This window comes from Pseudoalteromonas sp. CR1, assembly GCF_019392235.1.
Taxonomy (GTDB): domain Bacteria; phylum Pseudomonadota; class Gammaproteobacteria; order Enterobacterales; family Alteromonadaceae; genus Pseudoalteromonas.
In genome coordinates this window covers 40,476-60,138 of record NZ_JAHXRM010000012.1, presented here as the reverse complement: position 1 = coordinate 60,138, position 19,663 = coordinate 40,476, and the positions used below count along the sequence as shown (strand labels likewise).

Annotated in this window: 16 protein-coding genes; 10 read left to right on the top strand and 6 right to left on the bottom strand. The window is 41.3% G+C overall.

Annotation, left to right across the window (positions count from 1 at the left end):
- Positions 1-9: 9 nt before the first annotated feature.
- The 4 genes from KZZ04_RS11825 (at position 10) to KZZ04_RS11810 (ending at position 2,914) form a co-directional block, all read left to right on the top strand.
- Positions 10-537, top strand: a complete 528-nt coding sequence (locus tag KZZ04_RS11825) for an SPOR domain-containing protein (RefSeq protein WP_058403859.1) — start codon at positions 10-12, stop codon at positions 535-537.
- Between the two features lie 79 nt (positions 538-616).
- Entirely contained in the window at positions 617-1,135 is a 519-nt protein-coding gene (gene hslV / locus KZZ04_RS11820; RefSeq protein ID WP_058403860.1) for an ATP-dependent protease subunit HslV, read from the top strand.
- A gap of 11 nt (positions 1,136-1,146) precedes the next feature.
- The gene (gene hslU / locus KZZ04_RS11815) at positions 1,147-2,475 is read left to right on the top strand and encodes an HslU--HslV peptidase ATPase subunit (protein WP_058403861.1); all 1,329 of its coding nucleotides are present in this window, start codon (positions 1,147-1,149) and stop codon (positions 2,473-2,475) included.
- A 64-nt stretch (positions 2,476-2,539) separates the two neighbouring features.
- A complete protein-coding gene (locus KZZ04_RS11810) occupies positions 2,540-2,914 on the top strand; it encodes a gamma-butyrobetaine hydroxylase-like domain-containing protein (RefSeq protein WP_058403862.1) in 375 nt (124 codons plus the stop codon).
- Between the two features lie 252 nt (positions 2,915-3,166).
- Here the strand turns inward: KZZ04_RS11810 and KZZ04_RS11805 are convergent, their stop codons facing one another.
- From KZZ04_RS11805 to KZZ04_RS11795, 3 genes are all read right to left on the bottom strand, one after another.
- Positions 3,167-5,047: a methyl-accepting chemotaxis protein gene (locus KZZ04_RS11805; RefSeq protein WP_058403863.1), complete on the bottom strand. Its 1,881-nt coding sequence runs from the start codon at positions 5,045-5,047 to the stop codon at positions 3,167-3,169.
- Between the two features lie 107 nt (positions 5,048-5,154).
- Positions 5,155-6,186, bottom strand: a complete 1,032-nt coding sequence (locus tag KZZ04_RS11800) for an MJ1255/VC2487 family glycosyltransferase (protein ID WP_058403904.1) — start codon at positions 6,184-6,186, stop codon at positions 5,155-5,157.
- Complete coding sequence (locus KZZ04_RS11795) at positions 6,183-6,722, bottom strand: phosphatase PAP2 family protein (protein ID WP_219422820.1); 540 nt, start codon at positions 6,720-6,722, stop codon at positions 6,183-6,185. Before KZZ04_RS11795 ends, KZZ04_RS11800 begins: the two co-directional genes overlap by 4 nt.
- Positions 6,723-6,927: 205 nt before the next feature.
- Between KZZ04_RS11795 and rraA the strand changes: the two genes are divergently transcribed.
- Positions 6,928-7,425, top strand: coding sequence for a ribonuclease E activity regulator RraA (gene rraA, locus KZZ04_RS11790; protein ID WP_058403865.1), 498 nt, complete (start codon positions 6,928-6,930; stop codon positions 7,423-7,425).
- 1 nt (position 7,426) lies between these two features.
- Entirely contained in the window at positions 7,427-8,482 is a 1,056-nt protein-coding gene (locus tag KZZ04_RS11785; RefSeq protein ID WP_219422819.1) for a formimidoylglutamase, read from the top strand.
- Positions 8,483-8,620: 138 nt separating this feature from the next.
- Here KZZ04_RS11785 and KZZ04_RS11780 read toward each other — a convergent pair whose 3' ends face one another.
- Positions 8,621-10,282 carry a GGDEF domain-containing phosphodiesterase gene (locus KZZ04_RS11780; protein ID WP_138530854.1) on the bottom strand — a complete coding sequence of 554 codons (1,662 nt, stop codon included), beginning with the start codon at positions 10,280-10,282 and terminating at the stop codon, positions 8,621-8,623.
- A gap of 124 nt (positions 10,283-10,406) precedes the next feature.
- A complete protein-coding gene (gene hutI, locus KZZ04_RS11775; protein ID WP_219422818.1) occupies positions 10,407-11,654 on the bottom strand; it encodes an imidazolonepropionase in 1,248 nt (415 codons plus the stop codon).
- Between the two features lie 120 nt (positions 11,655-11,774).
- On the opposite strand from hutI, the gene hutC reads away from it, so the two are divergent.
- The 3 genes from hutC (at position 11,775) to hutH (ending at position 15,761) form a co-directional block, all read left to right on the top strand.
- Complete coding sequence (gene hutC, locus KZZ04_RS11770; protein ID WP_058403867.1) at positions 11,775-12,482, top strand: histidine utilization repressor; 708 nt, start codon at positions 11,775-11,777, stop codon at positions 12,480-12,482.
- 70 nt (positions 12,483-12,552) lie between these two features.
- Positions 12,553-14,226, top strand: a complete 1,674-nt coding sequence (gene hutU, locus KZZ04_RS11765) for a urocanate hydratase (protein WP_219422817.1) — start codon at positions 12,553-12,555, stop codon at positions 14,224-14,226.
- Positions 14,227-14,228: 2 nt separating this feature from the next.
- Positions 14,229-15,761: a histidine ammonia-lyase gene (hutH, locus tag KZZ04_RS11760; protein WP_219422816.1), complete on the top strand. Its 1,533-nt coding sequence runs from the start codon at positions 14,229-14,231 to the stop codon at positions 15,759-15,761.
- A gap of 9 nt (positions 15,762-15,770) precedes the next feature.
- Here the strand turns inward: hutH and KZZ04_RS11755 are convergent, their stop codons facing one another.
- Positions 15,771-16,541, bottom strand: coding sequence for an NADP-binding protein (locus KZZ04_RS11755; protein WP_219422815.1), 771 nt, complete (start codon positions 16,539-16,541; stop codon positions 15,771-15,773).
- 406 nt (positions 16,542-16,947) lie between these two features.
- Here KZZ04_RS11755 and secA point away from each other — a divergent pair, with 406 nt between their 5' ends.
- Positions 16,948-19,656 carry a preprotein translocase subunit SecA gene (secA, locus tag KZZ04_RS11750; RefSeq protein ID WP_219422814.1) on the top strand — a complete coding sequence of 903 codons (2,709 nt, stop codon included), beginning with the start codon at positions 16,948-16,950 and terminating at the stop codon, positions 19,654-19,656.
- Positions 19,657-19,663 lie beyond the last annotated feature (7 nt).

Genomic DNA, 19,663 nt, shown 5'->3' with positions numbered 1-19,663 from the left:
AATAACGCTATGGCACAGCACGATTACATTAACAAAAAACCCAAAAATAGAAAAAACACCAAAAAAGAACCCGCTAAAAAGCCATTTCCTTATCTTTTGGTAATTGTTGCAGCTTTGCTCGTAGGCGGTTTTGCCTATGGATTATGGTTTATTAAAAATAACGCCGACCCCAAGCTTGTTGAAAAACAAACTAACCCAGCCGCAAAAGAAAAAGTAGAAGTGGTCGTTCCTCGTGCGCCTGAATTTATAAAAGAAATAAGAAACCATGAAGTACAAGTTGAAGTAAAAGAAATTGAACAAAAAGGCCCTTACGTCATGCAATGTGGCTCGTTCAGGACTTATCAGCAAGCTGAATCGTTAAAAGCGAAAATAGCGTTTGCTGGGCTTATATCTGAAATAAGAGAAACCAAAGGCGAAACGGGTATTTGGTATAAAGTACGTTTAGGGCCTTATAAAACAAAGCGCCAAGCAGAAAGTGATAAAAATAAACTCAAGCGTGTAAAAGTCGTCGGCTGCGGAATTTGGGGCTGGACTTGAAAATAAACCATTCACCCATATAACCTCATCATAATCGTTTTTAACGAGTTGCCCCTGCAACTCGATGATGAGGAATAACATGACCACTATTGTAAGTGTACGCCGCGACGACAAAGTTGTGATCGGTGGCGACGGCCAAGTTTCATTGGGTAATACCGTAATGAAGGGCAATGCCCGTAAAGTTCGACGTCTTTATAATGGCAAAGTAATCGCAGGCTTTGCCGGCGGTACTGCTGATGCCTTCACACTTTTCGAACGTTTTGAAAGCAAACTAGAAATGCACCAAGGTAACCTCACCAAAGCCGCCGTTGAAATGGCAAAGGATTGGCGAAGTGACCGTGCACTGAGAAAGTTAGAAGCCCTTTTAGCTGTAGCCGACGAAACGGCCTCTTTAATCATTACCGGTAACGGTGACGTAGTTCAACCTGAAAATGACTTAATCGCAATTGGCAGTGGTGGTAACTTTGCCCAATCGGCAGCAACCGCGTTATTAGAAAACACCGATTTAAGCGCTCGTGAAATAGTAGAAAAAAGCCTAACTATTGCAGGTGATATCTGCGTATTTACCAACAACTTCCAAACTATCGAAGAATTATAATAGGAACCGCTATGTCTGCTATGACCCCAAGAGAAATTGTTCACGAGTTAGACCAACATATTATTGGCCAAGCTAACGCAAAAAAAGCCGTTGCTATTGCCCTTCGTAATCGCTGGCGCCGCATGCAATTAAACGATGATTTACGTGCAGAAGTAACACCAAAAAATATTTTAATGATTGGTCCTACAGGTGTCGGCAAAACAGAAATTGCACGTCGCCTAGCTAAGCTTGCTAATGCCCCTTTTATCAAAGTAGAAGCAACTAAGTTCACCGAAGTTGGATATGTTGGTAAAGAAGTTGAAACCATTATTCGTGACTTAGTTGAAGTGTCTATCAAAATGACACGTGAACAACAAACTAAAAAGTTTAAGCACCGTGCAGAAGAAGCGGCCGAAGATCGTATTTTAGATGCGCTTTTACCACCCGTTAAAGATCAATACGGTGAAACTCAGCGTGATGAAAACTCATCTACACGCCAAACATTCCGTAAAAAGCTACGTGAAGGCCAACTAGACGATAAAGAAATTGAAATCGATTTAGCACAAGTACAGCCAAACGTAGAAATTATGGCGCCTCCTGGCATGGAAGATATGACCAATCAGCTGCAAAGCATGTTTCAGAACATGGGTGGCGATAAGCGAACTAAGCGCAAGCTAAAAATTAAGGAAGCCTTTAAGCTACTAACTGAAGAAGAAGCTGGTAAATTAGTAAACCCTGAAGAGCTAAAGGAGCAAGCTATTTTTGCTGTAGAGCAAAATGGCATTGTGTTTATTGATGAAATAGACAAAATTTGTAAACGTGGTGATTCATCAGGCCCAGATGTTAGCCGTGAAGGCGTACAACGAGATTTGCTACCGCTTATTGAAGGCTCGACTGTCAATACTAAGCACGGTATGGTTAAAACTGACCATATGCTATTTATCGCCTCTGGCGCATTCCAAATGGCTAAACCATCAGACATGATCCCTGAACTACAAGGCCGTTTACCTATTCGCGTAGAGCTTGAAGCACTCACTGCAAATGACTTTAAACGCATACTTACAGAGCCTCATGCTTCACTGACAGAACAACAGCGCGAGCTACTTAAAACAGAGCAAGTTGATGTTCAATACAGTGATGATGCTATCGAGCGCATTGCAAAAGCGGCATGGCAAGTTAACGAGAAAACCGAAAACATCGGTGCACGTCGTCTTCATACCGTGATGGAGAAGCTAATGGAAGAAATTTCATACGATGCATCTGAGCAAGCTGGCTCATCGGTTGTAATTGATGCGGCTTATGTTGAAAAACATTTAGGCGCACTGGTTGAAGATGAAGATTTAAGCCGCTTTATTCTTTAATTGGCACCATAAGTAGATATACTAAAAGCCTCCATATTGGGGGCTTTTTAATGGGATATAAAACATGAAACACGTAACAAAAGTGCATTACCATAGCGTGAGTAAAAACTTAGACGTGTACTTTGACGATGATAGTAAAACCGTATTTAGCTGTGAATTTTTACGTGTTCATTCTCCATCTGCAGAAGTGCAAGGTCATGGCTCTGGCCCTAAGAAGCTTGTTTTAAACAAAGAGGCTGTTGCAATAAAAAATATAGTCCCAGTGGGCCATTATGCATTACGCCTAGAGTTTGACGATGGCCATAATAGCGGGTTATTCAGTTGGAACTATTTAGCTAAGCTGCAAGAACAGCAGACTCAGTTATGGGATGAGTATTTAGAGCGTGTAAGCGAAAATACAAAAAACAAAGATAGTGTGCCAATAAAGTTTATTCCTTAAACCTTATTGGCTCTTTAGGGTGTGTTAATCATTCAAAGTTAAATTTGCAGCCGCCTATTTAATATTTAACCAAGGCCGTGAGCAGGACGCGGACGCTTTATTCAGTTTTAACTTATTATTACATGGATGTAAGCCAGTAGAATAAAACAGTAGCAGTTATCGAGCCCACTAGGTTATAAACCTCGAACCGCGATTAAACCGCCCCTAGCTTGAACAAAGCTTAATCCACAAAGGTCACCCCCCCTAATAAATTTACACTTTAAATTTATCAATTGCGGTGTATAGTACGCGACCTTGCTCCGATACCTCTTCACTGGTCTGCGCGTTGCGTGATGCATGCTCTGATGCATCTTGCGCTATATCTCTAATACGTACCACGTTTTTATTAACCTCTGATGCAACCTGGCTTTGCTCATCGATGGCAACGGCTATTTGCGTGCTCATTTCCATAATGGTTTGTACATCTTCAGTAATAGCACCTAACAACTCACCGGCTTTAATAGCCTGAGATGCACTTTCATCACCTTGTGATCGACATTGGTGCATAATACTTACCACTTCTTGAGTGCGTTGCTGCAGGGTATTAATAATCCCTTCAATTTCACTTGTCGATTCTTGCGTACGCTGAGCTAACGAGCGCACTTCATCAGCAACCACCGCAAAGCCACGGCCTTGCTCACCAGCACGAGCTGCTTCAATTGCAGCGTTAAGCGCAAGTAAATTAGTTTGTTCAGCAATACCACGAATAACGTCAAGTACCGAGCCAATCGTTTCACCGTCTTTTTCTAGTTGAGACACCACATCAGATGCACTCCCTAAAGAGCCTGACAACTCCCTGATATGGTTAACGGTTGATTCAACTTCGCTACGGCCTTGTTGAGCGCTCAAGTTTGTAGACTCCGCTTTTTTAGCTGCCGCCTCAGTGTTGTGCGAAATATCTTGAATCGTGGCTTGCATTTCTGTCGCAGCGGTAGCAACCATGTCAGCTTCGTGTAATTGCTCTTGCATACCGGAGCTTGTTGCTGCCGTGCTTTCAGATAAATGATCTGTTGCCACATTGAGCGTATTTAATGCGCCATTAACTTCGTAAATCAGGTTTTTAAAGTCACTTATTAAGCTATTAAAGTCTGTCGTCATGATAGTAATTTCATCTTTACCCGTTTGCTCTATCATTACGCTTAAGTCATTATTGCGTCTTATATCATTTATGCTGTGATAAACGCGTTCAATAGGAACAATGATTGAATGGCTAGTAAAGTAAACAAGTAATAAAACAATAACACCAGCAATAACAAAAATAGTAATTGCCAAAAACTGTGCTTCACTTACGCTGTTTTTAACATGAATCACTGTTTCTTCAACAATTTGGCCAACCACCGTGTCACTTTTCGACACACTTTCCCGCATTTTACCAAGGGCTCCTGACTCTAAGTTAACGCCTAATTCAACTTGAGCTTTTACCAGCGCCTGAAAAGAATTTTGATAAGTAGCAATTAAACTATTGAGTTCTGATTTGGTGCTTGAGTTTATTGTTGAAAGAGAAAGGCTTTGTTCAAGCTTCGTAATAGTGTCGTCAAAACGGGGAAGATACTTGGTATCTAAGCGCAGCATAAAATCTTTTTCAGCACGCCTTAATTGCAACATAAGCACCAGCAACTCATCGCTTTCTTGCTCGTTAAGCAAGGTTTCTACTTTATGCACTGCACTTCTTAGTTCACCATAAAGAGCGTCTTTAGGATTTAAGCCTATTGTTCTTTGAAGAGAGACTACATTATTAAAATCGCTATTATACTTAGCAACTAAGCTTTTTAACTGCGCTGCTTTTTGAGTATCAATATTTAAACTAGCCATTAACGTCTGTAACTCAGCTAACTTTGTATCCAATACTGCATACTCTTTTTCGAACGACGCTAAAGAGCTCTCAGTTTTGTAAAACAAAAAGTTTTTCTCGTGCTTTCTCAATTCTAATTGCTGAATATTCAGCTCTTTCGCTAACTGTATAGTCTGATTTAACTTAAGATTTTCCCTTCCCTCAAAAATAATTACACATAATAGAATAACCATTGCTAAACCAACTACCAAAGCATTAAGTTGCAGTCGCCTCTTAATCGTTAAATTTTCTAAAAAACTCATTTCAAACACCTTTGGTTAATATGCAACCTTATTATAGACTAATGTCTTAAACTGCTTCAGTTTTTTTAGCTTTTGATAAACTGGTCATACCTGACCAGAACCTAATATTATAAGTTAACACTTCCCCATAATCCCTTGTGAAGTAATTGCGTTTTGTGCCATTGCTTTTGTAATAACCAATTCACAAGCGGTTCTGGGTCACTTGGAAAATTAATTTGCTTATTTTGAGGGGCATTATTCCAATCATCTAATGCTTGAGGGTTTAAATAATTCATCACATGGGCCATTCCCATAGAGCGTAAAGTTTGTGCGTTCTCCCCCTGCTCAAACTGCCCATTTAAAGGTTTAAGCAATAATTTTTTCCCTAATTTAAGCGCTTCACTGGCAAGCTCAAACCCTGCATTACCAATCACACCACTGGTGTTGGCTAGGTCATTTAAGAAGTGCGTTCTCGATGGTGGCCGTAAATGTATATTTCCCATCGACTTATTTTTTGCATCTGGGTGATAGCAATAAAACTCTTTTTCAGGAAAATCTTTTAAATAGTCAACAATACTCTCTAGACTCTCAAACGGTAAATACACCAACACTTTGTTCATAACTGCAACAGGGTTGCCGTGGTCATGGTGGGCAATAAAAGGCGGAATGATATTTTCAGCAAACGGCTGCCAATGAACCCCTAAATAGGTATCGGCAGGGGCATAATTTTTAATTAATGATTTACGTAAAATTCCCCGGCTAAACATAGGCACACTGCTTGATAAAAATGCCGCCTGATGACTAATACCAACCACCGGTATAGCGGCGCGCTTAGCTGCCCAAGCCGTAATAGGCTCAAAGTCGTTAAGTACAAAATCATACTGTTTAACATCGAGTGTTTTTATGTCTTTTATTAATCTACAAATACGTGCATTTTTTACTGTTTGCAGGCTTTTCACTTGTCCATTTTTAGTATTAAACGACAGCCCTCTAAAGCTTGTGTAGTTCGCAAAGTCTTGCATATCAAAGTAGTCTTTATTTGCACGTCCTGAAAAAACATAATCCACTTCAACATTCAACTTTTTAAAGCAACTTGCCATTACACGGGCTCGTGTTATGTGGCCATTTCCTGTGCCTTGAATACCATATAATATTTTCATGCTGGCACCACCACCGCTAACGCAAATAAACCACATGAACTGCCTATGAGCGCACCAATGATAATATCAGCCGGATAATGGACCCCCAATACCACCCTCGATATTGCCACGCCACCAGCCCATGCTAAGAATATCCATACATATTGAGGGAAAAAATGGCACAGAATAATAGCAACTAAAAAAGCGGCAGCGCTGTGACCTGAAGGTAAGCTAAATTTGTCACTCGGTACTATGTAGGCATTGGTGACTAAACAATCGCATGGTCTTATTCGTGCAAAATATTTTTTAGCTAGAAAGTAAATGGGGCGTTCAATAATAAACCCAAGCATGATGGCAATAGGGAGTAACTGGTACTGCTCGTTTTTACTAAGCCACCACACGCCTGCACAGATAACTAAATACAATCCGCCATCGCCACTTTTAGATAAGCCAAACGCCACTTTTTTTAGCCATTTAGGTGAGTTGCAATTAAACAACGTTAAAAATAGTCGCTCATCAAACTGCGCTACTTTTTTTAGTATATTATTATCACTCATTGCTTATTCCCCATTGCATAGTATATGAACACTGAATTAGCTTAGGTGGTGTAAATAACAATTGAGTGACGCTTTTAAGACACTATTGTTGCTATTATTGATTTACTCCTTGTTTTGCTTAAATTTACTACTATTAAGTCGTTGTTATTGGATATAAGGCAGGTATACTGAGTTATAAATTAATGTACCTTTTGAGGATAAAATAATGGATTACAGCACTTCTGATTTATGTGACCACTTTGCTGATGTGGTTGACGTGCTAGAGCCAATGTTCATCAACTTTGGTGGTCGACACAGTTTTGGTGGCCGCATTAAAACGGTTAAATGTTTTGAAAATAATGAACTGATCCGCGAAATACTATCTCAAGACGGTACAGACCAGGTGCTATTAATTGACGGTGGTGGCTCTACTCGCCGTGCACTTATTGATATTGAACTTGCTGAACTTGCTTTTGAAAACAACTGGAATGGCATTGTTGTATACGGTGCTGTTCGCCATGTAGATGAGCTAGAAGAACTTGATGTGGGCATTCAAGCCATAGCCTCAATTCCTGTGGCTGCCGACAGCGAAGGTGCTGGCGAAAATGGCATTGGTGTTAACTTTGCGGGTGTGTCGTTTTTTGACGACGACTTTATCTATGCCGACAGCACGGGTATTGTGTTATCTGCTGAAGAACTTGAGTTGGAAGTTGTAGAAGTATAACGTGTCCAATCACTTAAAAGTATATGATGAAAGTGCGGTTAAAGCTTTGTGCTTTACCCGCGCAAACGAAAAAAAAGCATGGCAAGCTATGTCTTTGCTTGATACTCACGTAGATGTTCAACAAGCCCTAGTTGATGCCGCTGAGTTTGGTATGCGCTATGTACTACTAGGTATATGTGAAGACATTGGCCCCAAAGCAAATTTGGGGAATGGCGGAGCACATGAAGCCTGGCATGCTTTTTTAGCAAAGTTTTTAAACCAACCGCATAACCAATTTAGCGCAACTCAAAAAGTGTTATTACTTGGCGAAGTAAACGTTGATGATTTAATGGCACAAAGTAGCCAATTAAACAACAAAAACCCTGAACAACTTCAGCAATTGCGTTTGCTATGCCAACAGTTGGACGAGCGCGTAGAAAGCGTATTAAACCTAATATTTAAAGCCGGTCTTGAACCCATAGTGATTGGCGGTGGGCATAATAACTGCTTAGGAATTATTCGAGCGCTCAGTAAAACACAGCACACGCCTGTTAATGCCATAAACTTTGACCCTCATGCTGATTTTAGAGAATGCGAAGGGCGTCACAGTGGTAATGGCTTTCGATATGCTTATAACGAGACGCTTCTCAATAATTACCATGTTATTGGTCTACACGAACAAAAAAATAACCAAGCAATTGTTGATGCAATGACACAAGCAAACTTTACGTTTGATAGTTATCAATCTCTCAATGTAAAACGCGATATAAACCTTACTCAATCTATAAATAACGCAATTAATAGTTTTGACTCATTACCGCTTGGTATTGAGGTCGACTTAGATAGCATTACGTTTATGCCTGTAAGTGCTTATACATGCTGCGGGTTTAGTGTCGGCGACACTGAGCATTTTGTATATACAGCAGCCAGCAACCGAAACGCTAAATACTTACATTTATGTGAAGCATCACCAAGCCAACATCCAAACGGGCCTATAACAGGAACTGCGCATGTAGGACAAGTGATCAGCGCATTGGTAAATAGTTTTATACTCGCAAGAGAAGCGAAGGCACCTTAGCCTTTCATCTTGAGGTTTATTTTAGTAGGCGAGTTTATACTCTGAGTTAAAAACGCCCTTGCGTTCTTTTTATAACTTAAAGTCATTTAAGAGTGGTGAAAGGTCGGGCAAAGCTTACTTACTCAATTTTTGTTTTGATTATTCTTGCGCTTGTCGCCACTCTTTTAACCAGCTCATTAAACCGATACTGCTCAGCGGATGCCCAAAATAATAACCTTGTGCGGCATACGCATTTAAACTTTTAACAAATTTAAGTTGCTCAAGGGTTTCTACCCCTTCAAAAATAACTTTTGTTTTTTGCTGGTTATGCATTTCAACCATACCGCCAACTAAGCTACGAATATTATTTTGGTTGCTAAAATCAGCAGTTAATGACGGCGCTACTTTTATATATTCCACCGCTAAGCTAGGTAACTTTGAAAGCAATACAGGGTTATCACCTAAACCATCAACACATAACTTTAAGCCAATATTATTAAGTCTGGCAATCATTGCCCTGCCTTTATCATCAAGCCCCGTAAATATGTGCAGAGGGCACTCAACAATTAAATCGCCCACTTGAAGATTATGCTCTGTGATTACACTATCAACAAATTCCACAAACTCCTCATTAAGCATTTCTGGACCAAAAACGTTAATACTCAGCGGTATGGCTATACCTTCTATTCTTAGCGCCATAGCAAGTTCGGCAGCACGTTCTATAACAAACTTAGCCAACGGATAACCAAGCCCTGCAATTCTAATATCATCAATAAAACGATTAGCAGACAAAATTCCCTGCTTAGGGTGCTGCCAACGAAGTAATAATTCTAAAAACTCAATTTGACCATTTTTGTTACAAATAATAGGTTGAAAATACAGTTCGAGTTCACTTGCAAAGTCAATATTAGCAAGCTCTTTTAAACGCGCTTGCTGCTCTAGCTGTTCAACCATCATTTGCTGATGATAAGGCACAACTCTTTGCTTTGGTTGGCTATCAAGCGCTAAATAGGCATACGAAATTAAATCATCAAAATTAGTTTCTTGCTCATCACATGCCACATAGCTTGCTCGCGCTTTTACCTCTACAGTGCAATTAGCCACATTAAAGGGCTTAAGTGTTGCTCCGAGTATTTTATCAATAATTTGTTCATGTAAGTGCTTGTGATTGGCTAAGCTGCAAATAAATGCAAAATTTAACCCGCCTAAATGAGCAAGCTTTTCGTGGCCAACTATAGTAACCACTTCTTCGCTTTCTAATTGTTCTTGTATTCTATTTGCTGATTGCGCTAATAAAACATCACCAAACCCACGGCCAATATGCTGATTCACTTGCTCAAAACCTTCAAGCCTAATAATGATGAGCACGGCTTCAACTTGGGTATTATCACACCATGTGTAATACCCTTGGCGTAACTCTTTTTTGCTGGCAAATACCGAAAGCGGTGACTCTTCAACAAACGCGTCATCAAGCTGTTTGGGCTCTATGGTCACTTTGGGATCGTCGCTTTCATCGTTTAACAACCCCACAACAGCGCATAACAATATAGCTAATACAACCCAAAATAACGGTACGTCTAATAATAGATGCGCTGAAAACAGCACCACAAATAACAACCCAGCAGCGGAGCTGATAATAATCATACTCCAATTATTACGCTCAAATGATTGCCATAAATGAAAGCAAAAACCAAACGCCAATAAAATAGCTAGCCATGCTTCACCGCTACTTAAAATAGCTAAACCTACAACACCTGTGCATAAATAACTAAATTTAATATTGGTATTTTTAACCGAAAATAAAGTAGTGATCATCGCCATTAAAAGCGCACCACTGAAAAAAATCGGAAAATTACTGTCGGTTAATATATTCAAGTTAACGGCACTCGTATTCGTAAAAAAACTTTAACAACAACTTGTTAAATATGAACAAAAATAATACAAACTAGTTAAGTCTACCCAAAATCCATAAATTTGACAGTTTATTTACGCCGAATTGGTAACTTAATTGCGATGGATGACTTATTTGCCAGTGTGCAATGTCGGCTCTGGCTCCCACTTTTAACACCCCTCTATCGTTTAAACCCAGAGCCTTAGCTGCGTTGCTGGTAACACCTGCTAAGGCTTGCTCTGGTGTTAACCTAAATAGAGTACATGCCATATTCATCATTAATTGTACCGAGCACAGCGGTGAAGTACCCGGATTGAAGTCGCTAGCAATGGCTATTGGCACTTTGTATTGGTTTAATAGCGCAATAGGTGGCTGTTTTGTCTCTCTTAAAAAATAAAATGCCCCCGGTAACAGCACAGCCACAGTGCCAGCCTTTGCCATGGCTTTTACACCTTGCTCATCAAGGTATTCTATATGATCTGCCGATAATCCATTAAATTCGGCCACCAGCTCAGCACCATACTGATTAGATAACTGCTCTGCATGGCACTTTATTGGTAAATTATGTTTTGTTGCCGCAGTGAATACACGTTTAGTTTGCTCATAACTAAAACCTACATTTTCACAAAACACATCAACGGCATCGGCAAGGTCGCCAACAACGACTCGTTCAAGCATCTCGTTGCACACTAAATCAATATATTCATCTGCACGGCCTTTGTATTCATTAGGTAATGCATGAGCGCCTAAAAATGTTGTTTTAATATCAATGGGATGATGTTCACCCAGCAATCGTGCCACTTCTAATATTTTAATTTCGTTCTCGGTATCGAGCCCATAACCCGACTTAATTTCAACCGTTGTTACGCCTTCTTTTAACAGTGTATTTAGCCTGTCTTTGGCATCAACAAATAGTTGTTCTCTATCTGCGGCTCTGGTTGCTTTTACTGTGCTTGCAATCCCCCCACCTTGGGCTGCAATTTGTTCATAGCTTACGCCTTGTAAACGCTGCTCAAATTCTTGCGCACGAGACCCTGCAAACACCAAATGGGTATGACAATCTATCAACCCAGGTGTTAACCATTGGCCTTTTATGCTCAAGGTTGGCGTTGCGAAAGCGTCAAATGACGGCAGCGATGCTTGCTCACCCAGCCACGCGATTTCTCCGTTTTTAATCGCTAAGGCTGCATTTTCGATGATCCCATAAGGTGTATCCCTAGTGGGATCCATTGTGGCAATATTTGCATCCGTTAAAAGTAAATCAATATTTTCTAAGTTATTATTTTGCTGCGTGTTTTGCATATAACAGTCCATACATACCCTGACATGATTGAAATATAGTCTAACAACACACCTTGTATATACAAGAGGATTATGTCATCTTATTTAATATAAATTACTCCTAACGCAGCTATCTAGTTAATGACAACACCTAAATTTGCGCAAATAAAACAATTTATAGTCGATAAAATTCGCAGCGGTATGTGGCAAGAAAACCAACGCGTTCCCTCTGAAAACGAGCTCAGCACACAATTTAGCGTTAGCAGAATGACCGCTCGCCGTGCACTTAGCGAATTAACAGAAGCAGGAATACTAACGCGTAGCCAAGGCCTAGGAACGTTTGTTGCCTCTTTTAAGTCACAGTCTTCATTACTTGAAATTAAAAATATTGCCGATGAGGTTAAAGAGCGCAACGGTAATTACACCTGTAGCGTGCTTATACTTGAATCAATAAACGCGGTTGCCCCCATTGCTATCGCATTAGGAGTAGAAGTAGATAGCGTCGTGTACCGAAGCGTACTAGTTCATAACGAAAACGACAGCCCATTGCAGCTTGAGGAACGTTTTGTAAACCCAGCGCTTGCCAGCGGCTATTTGCAACAAAATTTTAGTGCAACGACTCCTCATGAGTATCTTTCAAGTGTTGCACCTCTCACTCAAGCGAGACACACAGTAGAAGCCATTATGCCCAACAGCGAAATGTGCCAATGGTTAAACCTATACAACGAAGAGCCTTGCCTGCAAGTTATTCGCAGAACATGGTCTGTTAACGGTATTGTAAGTTTTGCACGCCTTGTATCACCTGGCAGCAAATACCGCTTAGGCGGGCACTTAACGTTTAAAAAATAAGATAAACAAAATTGCGCATAATGCGCTTTTTTTGTGACGAATCACCTTGTATATACAACAGGAGAAACACATGACAAATCGACTCGACACAAGTCGCGTAATACGTGCACCGCATGGCGATATGATAAGCGCTAAAAGCTGGCAAACTGAAGCGGCAAAACGCATGCTCATGAACAATTTAGACCCTGAGGTTGCAGAACACCCACACGCATTAGTTGTTTATGGTGGCATTGGCAGAGCAGCACGTGATTGGCCAAGTTTCGATAAAATTATAGAAACCCTCGACCGATTAGAGGGTGATGAAACATTGTTAGTTCAGTCGGGTAAACCTGTTGGCGTATTTAAAACACACAGTAATGCTCCTCGCGTTTTAATTGCAAATTCAAACTTGGTACCCCATTGGGCTAACTGGGAGCACTTTAACGAGCTGGATAAAAAAGGGTTAATGATGTACGGCCAAATGACGGCTGGCTCTTGGATTTATATTGGCTCTCAAGGAATTGTACAAGGCACATACGAAACATTTGTAGCCATGGCTAAACAACACTTTAATGGTCAAGCCAAAGGTAAATGGGTATTAACCGGTGGCCTTGGTGGTATGGGTGGCGCGCAGCCACTTGCGGCAACTATGGCGGGCTTTTGTGCCTTAGTTGTAGAGTGTGACGAAAGCCGCATCGATTTTCGCATTAACACGGGCTACGTTGATGTTAAAGCCACAAACCTTGAACATGCATTGCAGTTAATTACTGACGCATGTGTTAATGAAAAAGCAATTTCAGTTGGATTGCTTGGCAACGCCGCAGATATATTTAGCACACTTGTAAACAGTGGTATTACACCCGATGTAGTGACCGATCAAACTTCAGCACACGATCCACTTAATGGTTACTTACCACAAGGTTGGACTATGAAACACGCCGCAAAAATGCGTGAACAAGACCCAAAAGCGGTTGTAAAAGCAGCCAAGCAATCAATGGCAGTGCAAGTTAATGCCATGCTAGCATTACAAAAAGCCGGCGCGGCAACCACTGACTATGGTAATAATATTCGCCAAATGGCATTTGAAGAAGGTGTTACAAACGCATTTGATTTCCCTGGGTTTGTTCCTGCTTATATTCGCCCATTATTTTGCCAAGGTATTGGTCCGTTTAGATGGGTCGCTTTATCGGGCGATCCAGAAGATATATATAAAACAGATGCTAAAGTAAAAGAGTTAATTCCTGATGATGCACATTTGCACAACTGGCTTGATATGGCGCGCGAACGCATTCAATTTCAAGGCTTGCCGGCTCGCATATGCTGGGTGGGGTTAAAAGATAGAGCACGCTTAGCACTTGCATTTAATGAAATGGTAAAAAATGGCGAGCTTAAAGCCCCCATTGTTATTGGCCGTGATCATCTTGATTCTGGCTCAGTAGCAAGTCCTAATCGTGAAACAGAAAGCATGAAAGATGGTTCAGATGCCGTCTCTGATTGGCCGTTACTTAACGCCCTGCTTAACACGGCAAGCGGCGCTACGTGGGTATCACTTCACCATGGTGGGGGTGTAGGAATGGGCTTTAGCCAACACTCAGGTGTTGTTATTGTTGCCGATGGTACAGACGAAGCAAAAGCACGTGTTGGTCGCGTGCTTTGGAATGACCCTGCTACCGGTGTGATGCGCCATGCAGATGCCGGTTACGACATCGCAAAAAATTGTGCCAAAGAGCAAAACTTAGACTTACCAATGCTGAACGAGGAATAATCATGGTCGAACTAACTCTCACACCCGGCTCGCTTGATTTAAACATATTAAGAAAGATTAATGCATCAAATGTAAAAATAAACCTTGAAAAAAATGCCGAATCACAAATCGCTGCCAGCGCACAAACCGTTCAAAATGTCATTAATGAGCAACGCACAGTGTATGGGATTAACACCGGATTTGGCCTGCTCGCTAATACCAAAATTGCCGATGACGAGCTTGAACTACTTCAGCGTTCAATTGTACTTTCTCATGCCGCTGGCATTGGCGAATACATGGACGACAGCACAGTAAGACTGATGATTACACTAAAAATCAACTCGCTTTCTCGTGGTTTTTCAGGCATTCGTTTACAAGTTATCGAGTTTTTTATGCACTTGCTCAATAGTGAAGTATACCCATGCGTTCCTAAAAAAGGCTCTGTTGGTGCTTCGGGTGACTTAGCCCCACTTGCACATATGTGCTTACCCTTACTGAGTGAAGGCCAAATGCGTCACCAGGGTAAAATAATCAGTGCGGCTGAAGGCTTAAAAGTAGCAGGGCTTGAACCGCTTACGCTAGCAGCAAAAGAAGGTTTAGCATTGCTTAACGGTACCCAAGCGTCTACCGCTTTTGCACTACAGGGATTATTCAGAGCAGAAGATTTATATGCACAAAGCTGTGTAATTGGCGCGGTAAGTATTGAGGCAGCAATGGGCAGCCGCGCACCTTTTGACTCACGTATTCACGAAATTCGTGGACAACGTGGTCAAATAGATACCGCGCAAGTGTTTAGAGATTTACTTGATACTCAATCACAAATTAGCGACTCTCATGTTAACTGTGAAAAAGTACAAGACCCTTATTGCTTGCGCTGCCAACCTCAGGTATTGGGCGCGTGTTTAACACAAATACGTCAAGCAGCAGAAGTATTACTGTGCGAATCAAATGGGGTAACCGACAACCCACTCGTATTTGCCGATGTGGGCGATATTATTTCTGGCGGAAACTTTCACGCTGAGCCTGTCGCTATGGCGGCCGACAACCTCGCTATTGCAATTGCAGAAATTGGCGCTTTAGCAGAGCGCAGAATAGCCCTGCTTATTGATTCTAACTTATCAAAATTACCACCCTTTTTGGTGGAAAATGGTGGAGTAAACTCTGGCTTTATGATTGCTCAAGTGACAGCAGCTGCATTGGCATCTGAAAATAAGTCGCTTGCACATCCCGCGTCTGTAGATAGCTTACCAACATCTGCCAACCAAGAAGATCACGTTTCAATGGCCACGTTCGCTGCGAGGCGATTACAAGAAATGGCCGATAATACACAAGGTGTTTTGGCTATAGAGTGGCTTGCATCGGTACAGGGCTTAGAGTTTAGAAAACCGCTAAACCCGTGTGAAAAAGTCTTAAAGGCAAAAAATTTATTACGCGAACACGTAACCTATTACGATAAAGATCGCTATTTTGCCCCCGATATAGAGCAAACTAACGCGCTATTGAGCGAAGGTAAATTGTGCAACTTTATTGAGCGCAACCCTCTACCATCTTATTAAAAACATGCCTTAAATACCGTATTGGTAAGTAAAGCCTAACGCCTCTATAGCTGAGCCAATAACCTTGCGCTCAGCTTTTTCATCACTTGTAAATTTTGGCATTTCACCACCATGCTGCTTACACTTTAACGCATAGTAATCGGCTTTTGTTGGGTGGTCAGGGTTGACTACATTGTAAATATTTTGTCCAACTTGCCAATGTGCTATTACCGCAAAAATAGCATTTATTACATCTTGCTGGTGCACCATATTAACTACTTGCTGGCTTGAAGTGTTTAGCTCTTTTCCCGCAACAAACTTACCTGGCTCTCTATTTGGGCCAAGTAATCCTGCTAAACGAAGTACTTTACCATTTTGCTCAAGAACCTGCTCTTCAGCCTGATACAACTTTGTTTGCCTTGGGTTGGCGCAAGCAATATCGCTACTTTCACTGTATACACCGGGTTCTTGGTCATAAACCCCTGTAGATGAACACAATACAAATCCTTTTGCATTTAACTTTTTAGACAACGTCAAGGCCGCGGTAAGTGTTTCTGGGTAGTTGCTTTCACTGTGCCTACTTCGTGGTGGAATGGCACACACCCAATACGCTCCCTCTAAATCAAGCTGATGGGTTAGCTGATTATTCTCTACTATAAACTGGCGTTCAAAATCAAACTCCTGCGTATCGGACCGACGAGTGCCTTGCACCTGCCAACCTGCCTGCAGTGCATTCACACATAGCGCATGACCTAACCAGCCAGCACCTAATACCACTAATTTATTCACTTTATTTTGCATGTTGACACACACCTTCATGTTAAACACATCGTTACTCAATGTTATTATCTGAGCATAAATAGCCAAAGTTCACAAATGTAACGCCCCCCTTGTTTTTAATTTTTTAAGCACCATATATCTACAGCTTGCTACTAATTTTGTAGCAACCAGTCAGTACCACAGCTTTTTTAGAATGCAGATCAAATTTTTCTATTTTATATACAGATCTTTTGGCTGAGGTAGTTTGTTGTTTGGCAGAGTCTGGTATAGTAGCGCACGTAATAAACAGTGCTTTTTGAACGGTTTAATACAAAATTGCTAATTAATATGTACTAAGTGTTACTTAAAAGCACATATTAATTACCAATTGTTAAAAATGGGTTAGCCGATACGCGGCTAACAAAGAATTGATTGTAACGGTTTTATCATGATATCTAATTTATTTACCAAGATTTTTGGTAGTCGCAATGACCGCACTATTAAAAACTTTAGAAAGACGGTCGCGCTAATCAATGCGCTTGAAACGCAGCTAGAAGCGCTTTCTGATGAAGACTTACGCGCTAAAACAGCAGAATTCAGAGAACGTTACGATAACGGACAAAGCCTTGACGATATTTTACCTGAAGCATTTGCAGTAGTTCGTGAAGCATCTAAGCGCGTTAATGGCATGCGCCACTTTGACGTGCAGCTACTAGGCGGCATGGTTTTACACGAAGGCCGTATTGCAGAAATGCGCACTGGTGAAGGTAAAACACTCACAGCAACACTGCCAGCTTACTTAAACGGCTTAACAGGCAAAGGGGTTCACGTTATTACTGTGAATGATTACCTTGCAAAGCGTGATGCTGAAACTAACCGTCCGTTATTTGAATTTTTAGGCCTCACGGTGGGCTGTAATGTTCCTGGCATGATGCCACAACAAAAAAAGCAAGCGTATGCTGCTGACATTACCTACGGTACAAACAACGAGTTTGGTTTTGATTACCTTCGCGACAACATGGCATTTAGTATTGATGAGCGCGTTCAGCGTCCGTTATTTTACGCCGTCGTCGATGAAGTAGATTCAATCCTAATTGATGAAGCTCGTACGCCGCTTATTATTTCAGGCCCTGCTGAAGACAGTTCAGAACTATACACTGAAATAAATACCATCGTTCCTTTACTTGAACTACAAGATAAAGAAGACGAAGAAGGTATAGAAGGCGATGGCGACTACACCATTGATGAAAAATCTAAGCAAGTTCACTTAACTGAACGTGGCCAAGTTAAAGTAGAAGAACTACTTAGCGAACGTGGTTTAATTGAAGAAGGCGATTCGCTTTATTCTGCCACCAGCATCACGTTATTAAGCCATGTTTACGCTGCCCTTCGCGCGCACAAATTATATCAAAAAGATGTTGATTACGTTGTTAAAGAAAACGAAGTTATCATCATTGACGAACATACCGGTCGCTCAATGGAAGGTCGCCGTTGGTCTGAAGGTTTACACCAAGCTGTTGAAGCTAAAGAAGGTGTAAAAATTCAAAACGAAAACCAAACATTGGCCTCTATTACGTTCCAAAACTATTTCCGTTTGTACGAAACATTAGCGGGTATGACTGGTACAGCCGACACTGAAGCATTTGAATTTCAGTCAATATACGGCTTAGATACCGTTGTTATGCCAACTAATAAGCCAATGATCCGTGATGATCGCGCTGATTTAGTGTACCTAACGCAAGAAGAAAAATACGAAGCTATTTTAGTTGATATTAAAGACTGCCAAGAACGCGGGCAGCCTGTACTTGTAGGTACTATATCAATCGAAAGCTCTGAGTACTTATCGCAGTTTTTACGCAAAGAGAAAATTAAGCATAACGTGCTTAATGCTAAATTCCACGCACAAGAAGCCGATATCGTTTCAGATGCTGGCCTACCTGGTACAGTAACTATTGCAACTAATATGGCCGGTCGTGGTACCGATATTGTGCTTGGTGGTAACTGGAATAGCGAAGTTGAAAAACTTGATAACCCAACTGATGAAAAAATTGCTGAAATTAAAGCAGCATGGAAACTTCGTCATGATGCTGTTATTGATGCTGGCGGTTTGCATATTATTGGCACTGAGCGCCATGAATCGCGCCGTATAGATAACCAATTACGTGGTCGTTCTGGTCGTCAGGGTGATGCAGGCTCTAGCCGTTTTTACTTATCGATGGACGATGCGCTAATGCGTATATTTGCCGGCGAGCGCATGACTAACATGATGCGTAAACTAGGCATGCAACGCGGTGAAGCAATTGAACACCCATGGGTTAACCGCGCAATTGAAAACGCACAGCGTAAAGTAGAAGCGCGTAACTTTGATGTTCGTAAGCAACTACTTGAGTACGATGACGTAGCAAACGATCAACGTCGTGTTGTTTACTCTCAGCGTAACGAGTTACTTGAAGAAGGTGATATTTCAGAAACTATCACTGCAATTCGTGGTGACGTACTGAGCAATACAATAGATCAATACATTGCTCCACAAAGCCTTGCTGAAATGTGGGATGTACCGGGTCTTGAAGAGCGCTTAAAACAAGATTTCTTAATTGAGCTGCCTATCACTCAATGGTTAGCAGACGACAATAAGCTATACGAAGAAAAGCTTCGTGAGCGTATTGAAGAAGCCGTTGATCAAGCTTACAAGCAAAAAGAGCAGCAGGTTGGTGACTCAGTTCTACGTCAATTCGAAAAAGCAATTATGCTGCAAAGTCTTGATCAACACTGGAAAGATCACCTTGCGGCGATGGATCACTTACGTCAAGGTATTCACTTACGTGGTTACGCACAAAAGAACCCTAAGCAAGAATACAAGCGCGAATCGTTTGAACTGTTCTCTGAAATGCTTGAAAACTTAAAAGTTGATGTAGTGAGTATTTTAAGTAAAGTACAAGTGCGCGCTGAAGAAGATGTTGAAAAAGTAGAAGAGCAACACCGTAAGAGTGAAAATGCACCTCGCGAGTACCAACACGAAGAAGCTGAGCACGTAGGCGGCGAAGCACCTCCAAGTGCTACGGTTATGGCAAGAACAGAGCCAAAAGTTGGCCGCAACGATCCGTGTCCTTGTGGTTCGGGTCAAAAATTCAAGCAATGTTGTGGTAAATTAAAATAACGACGCA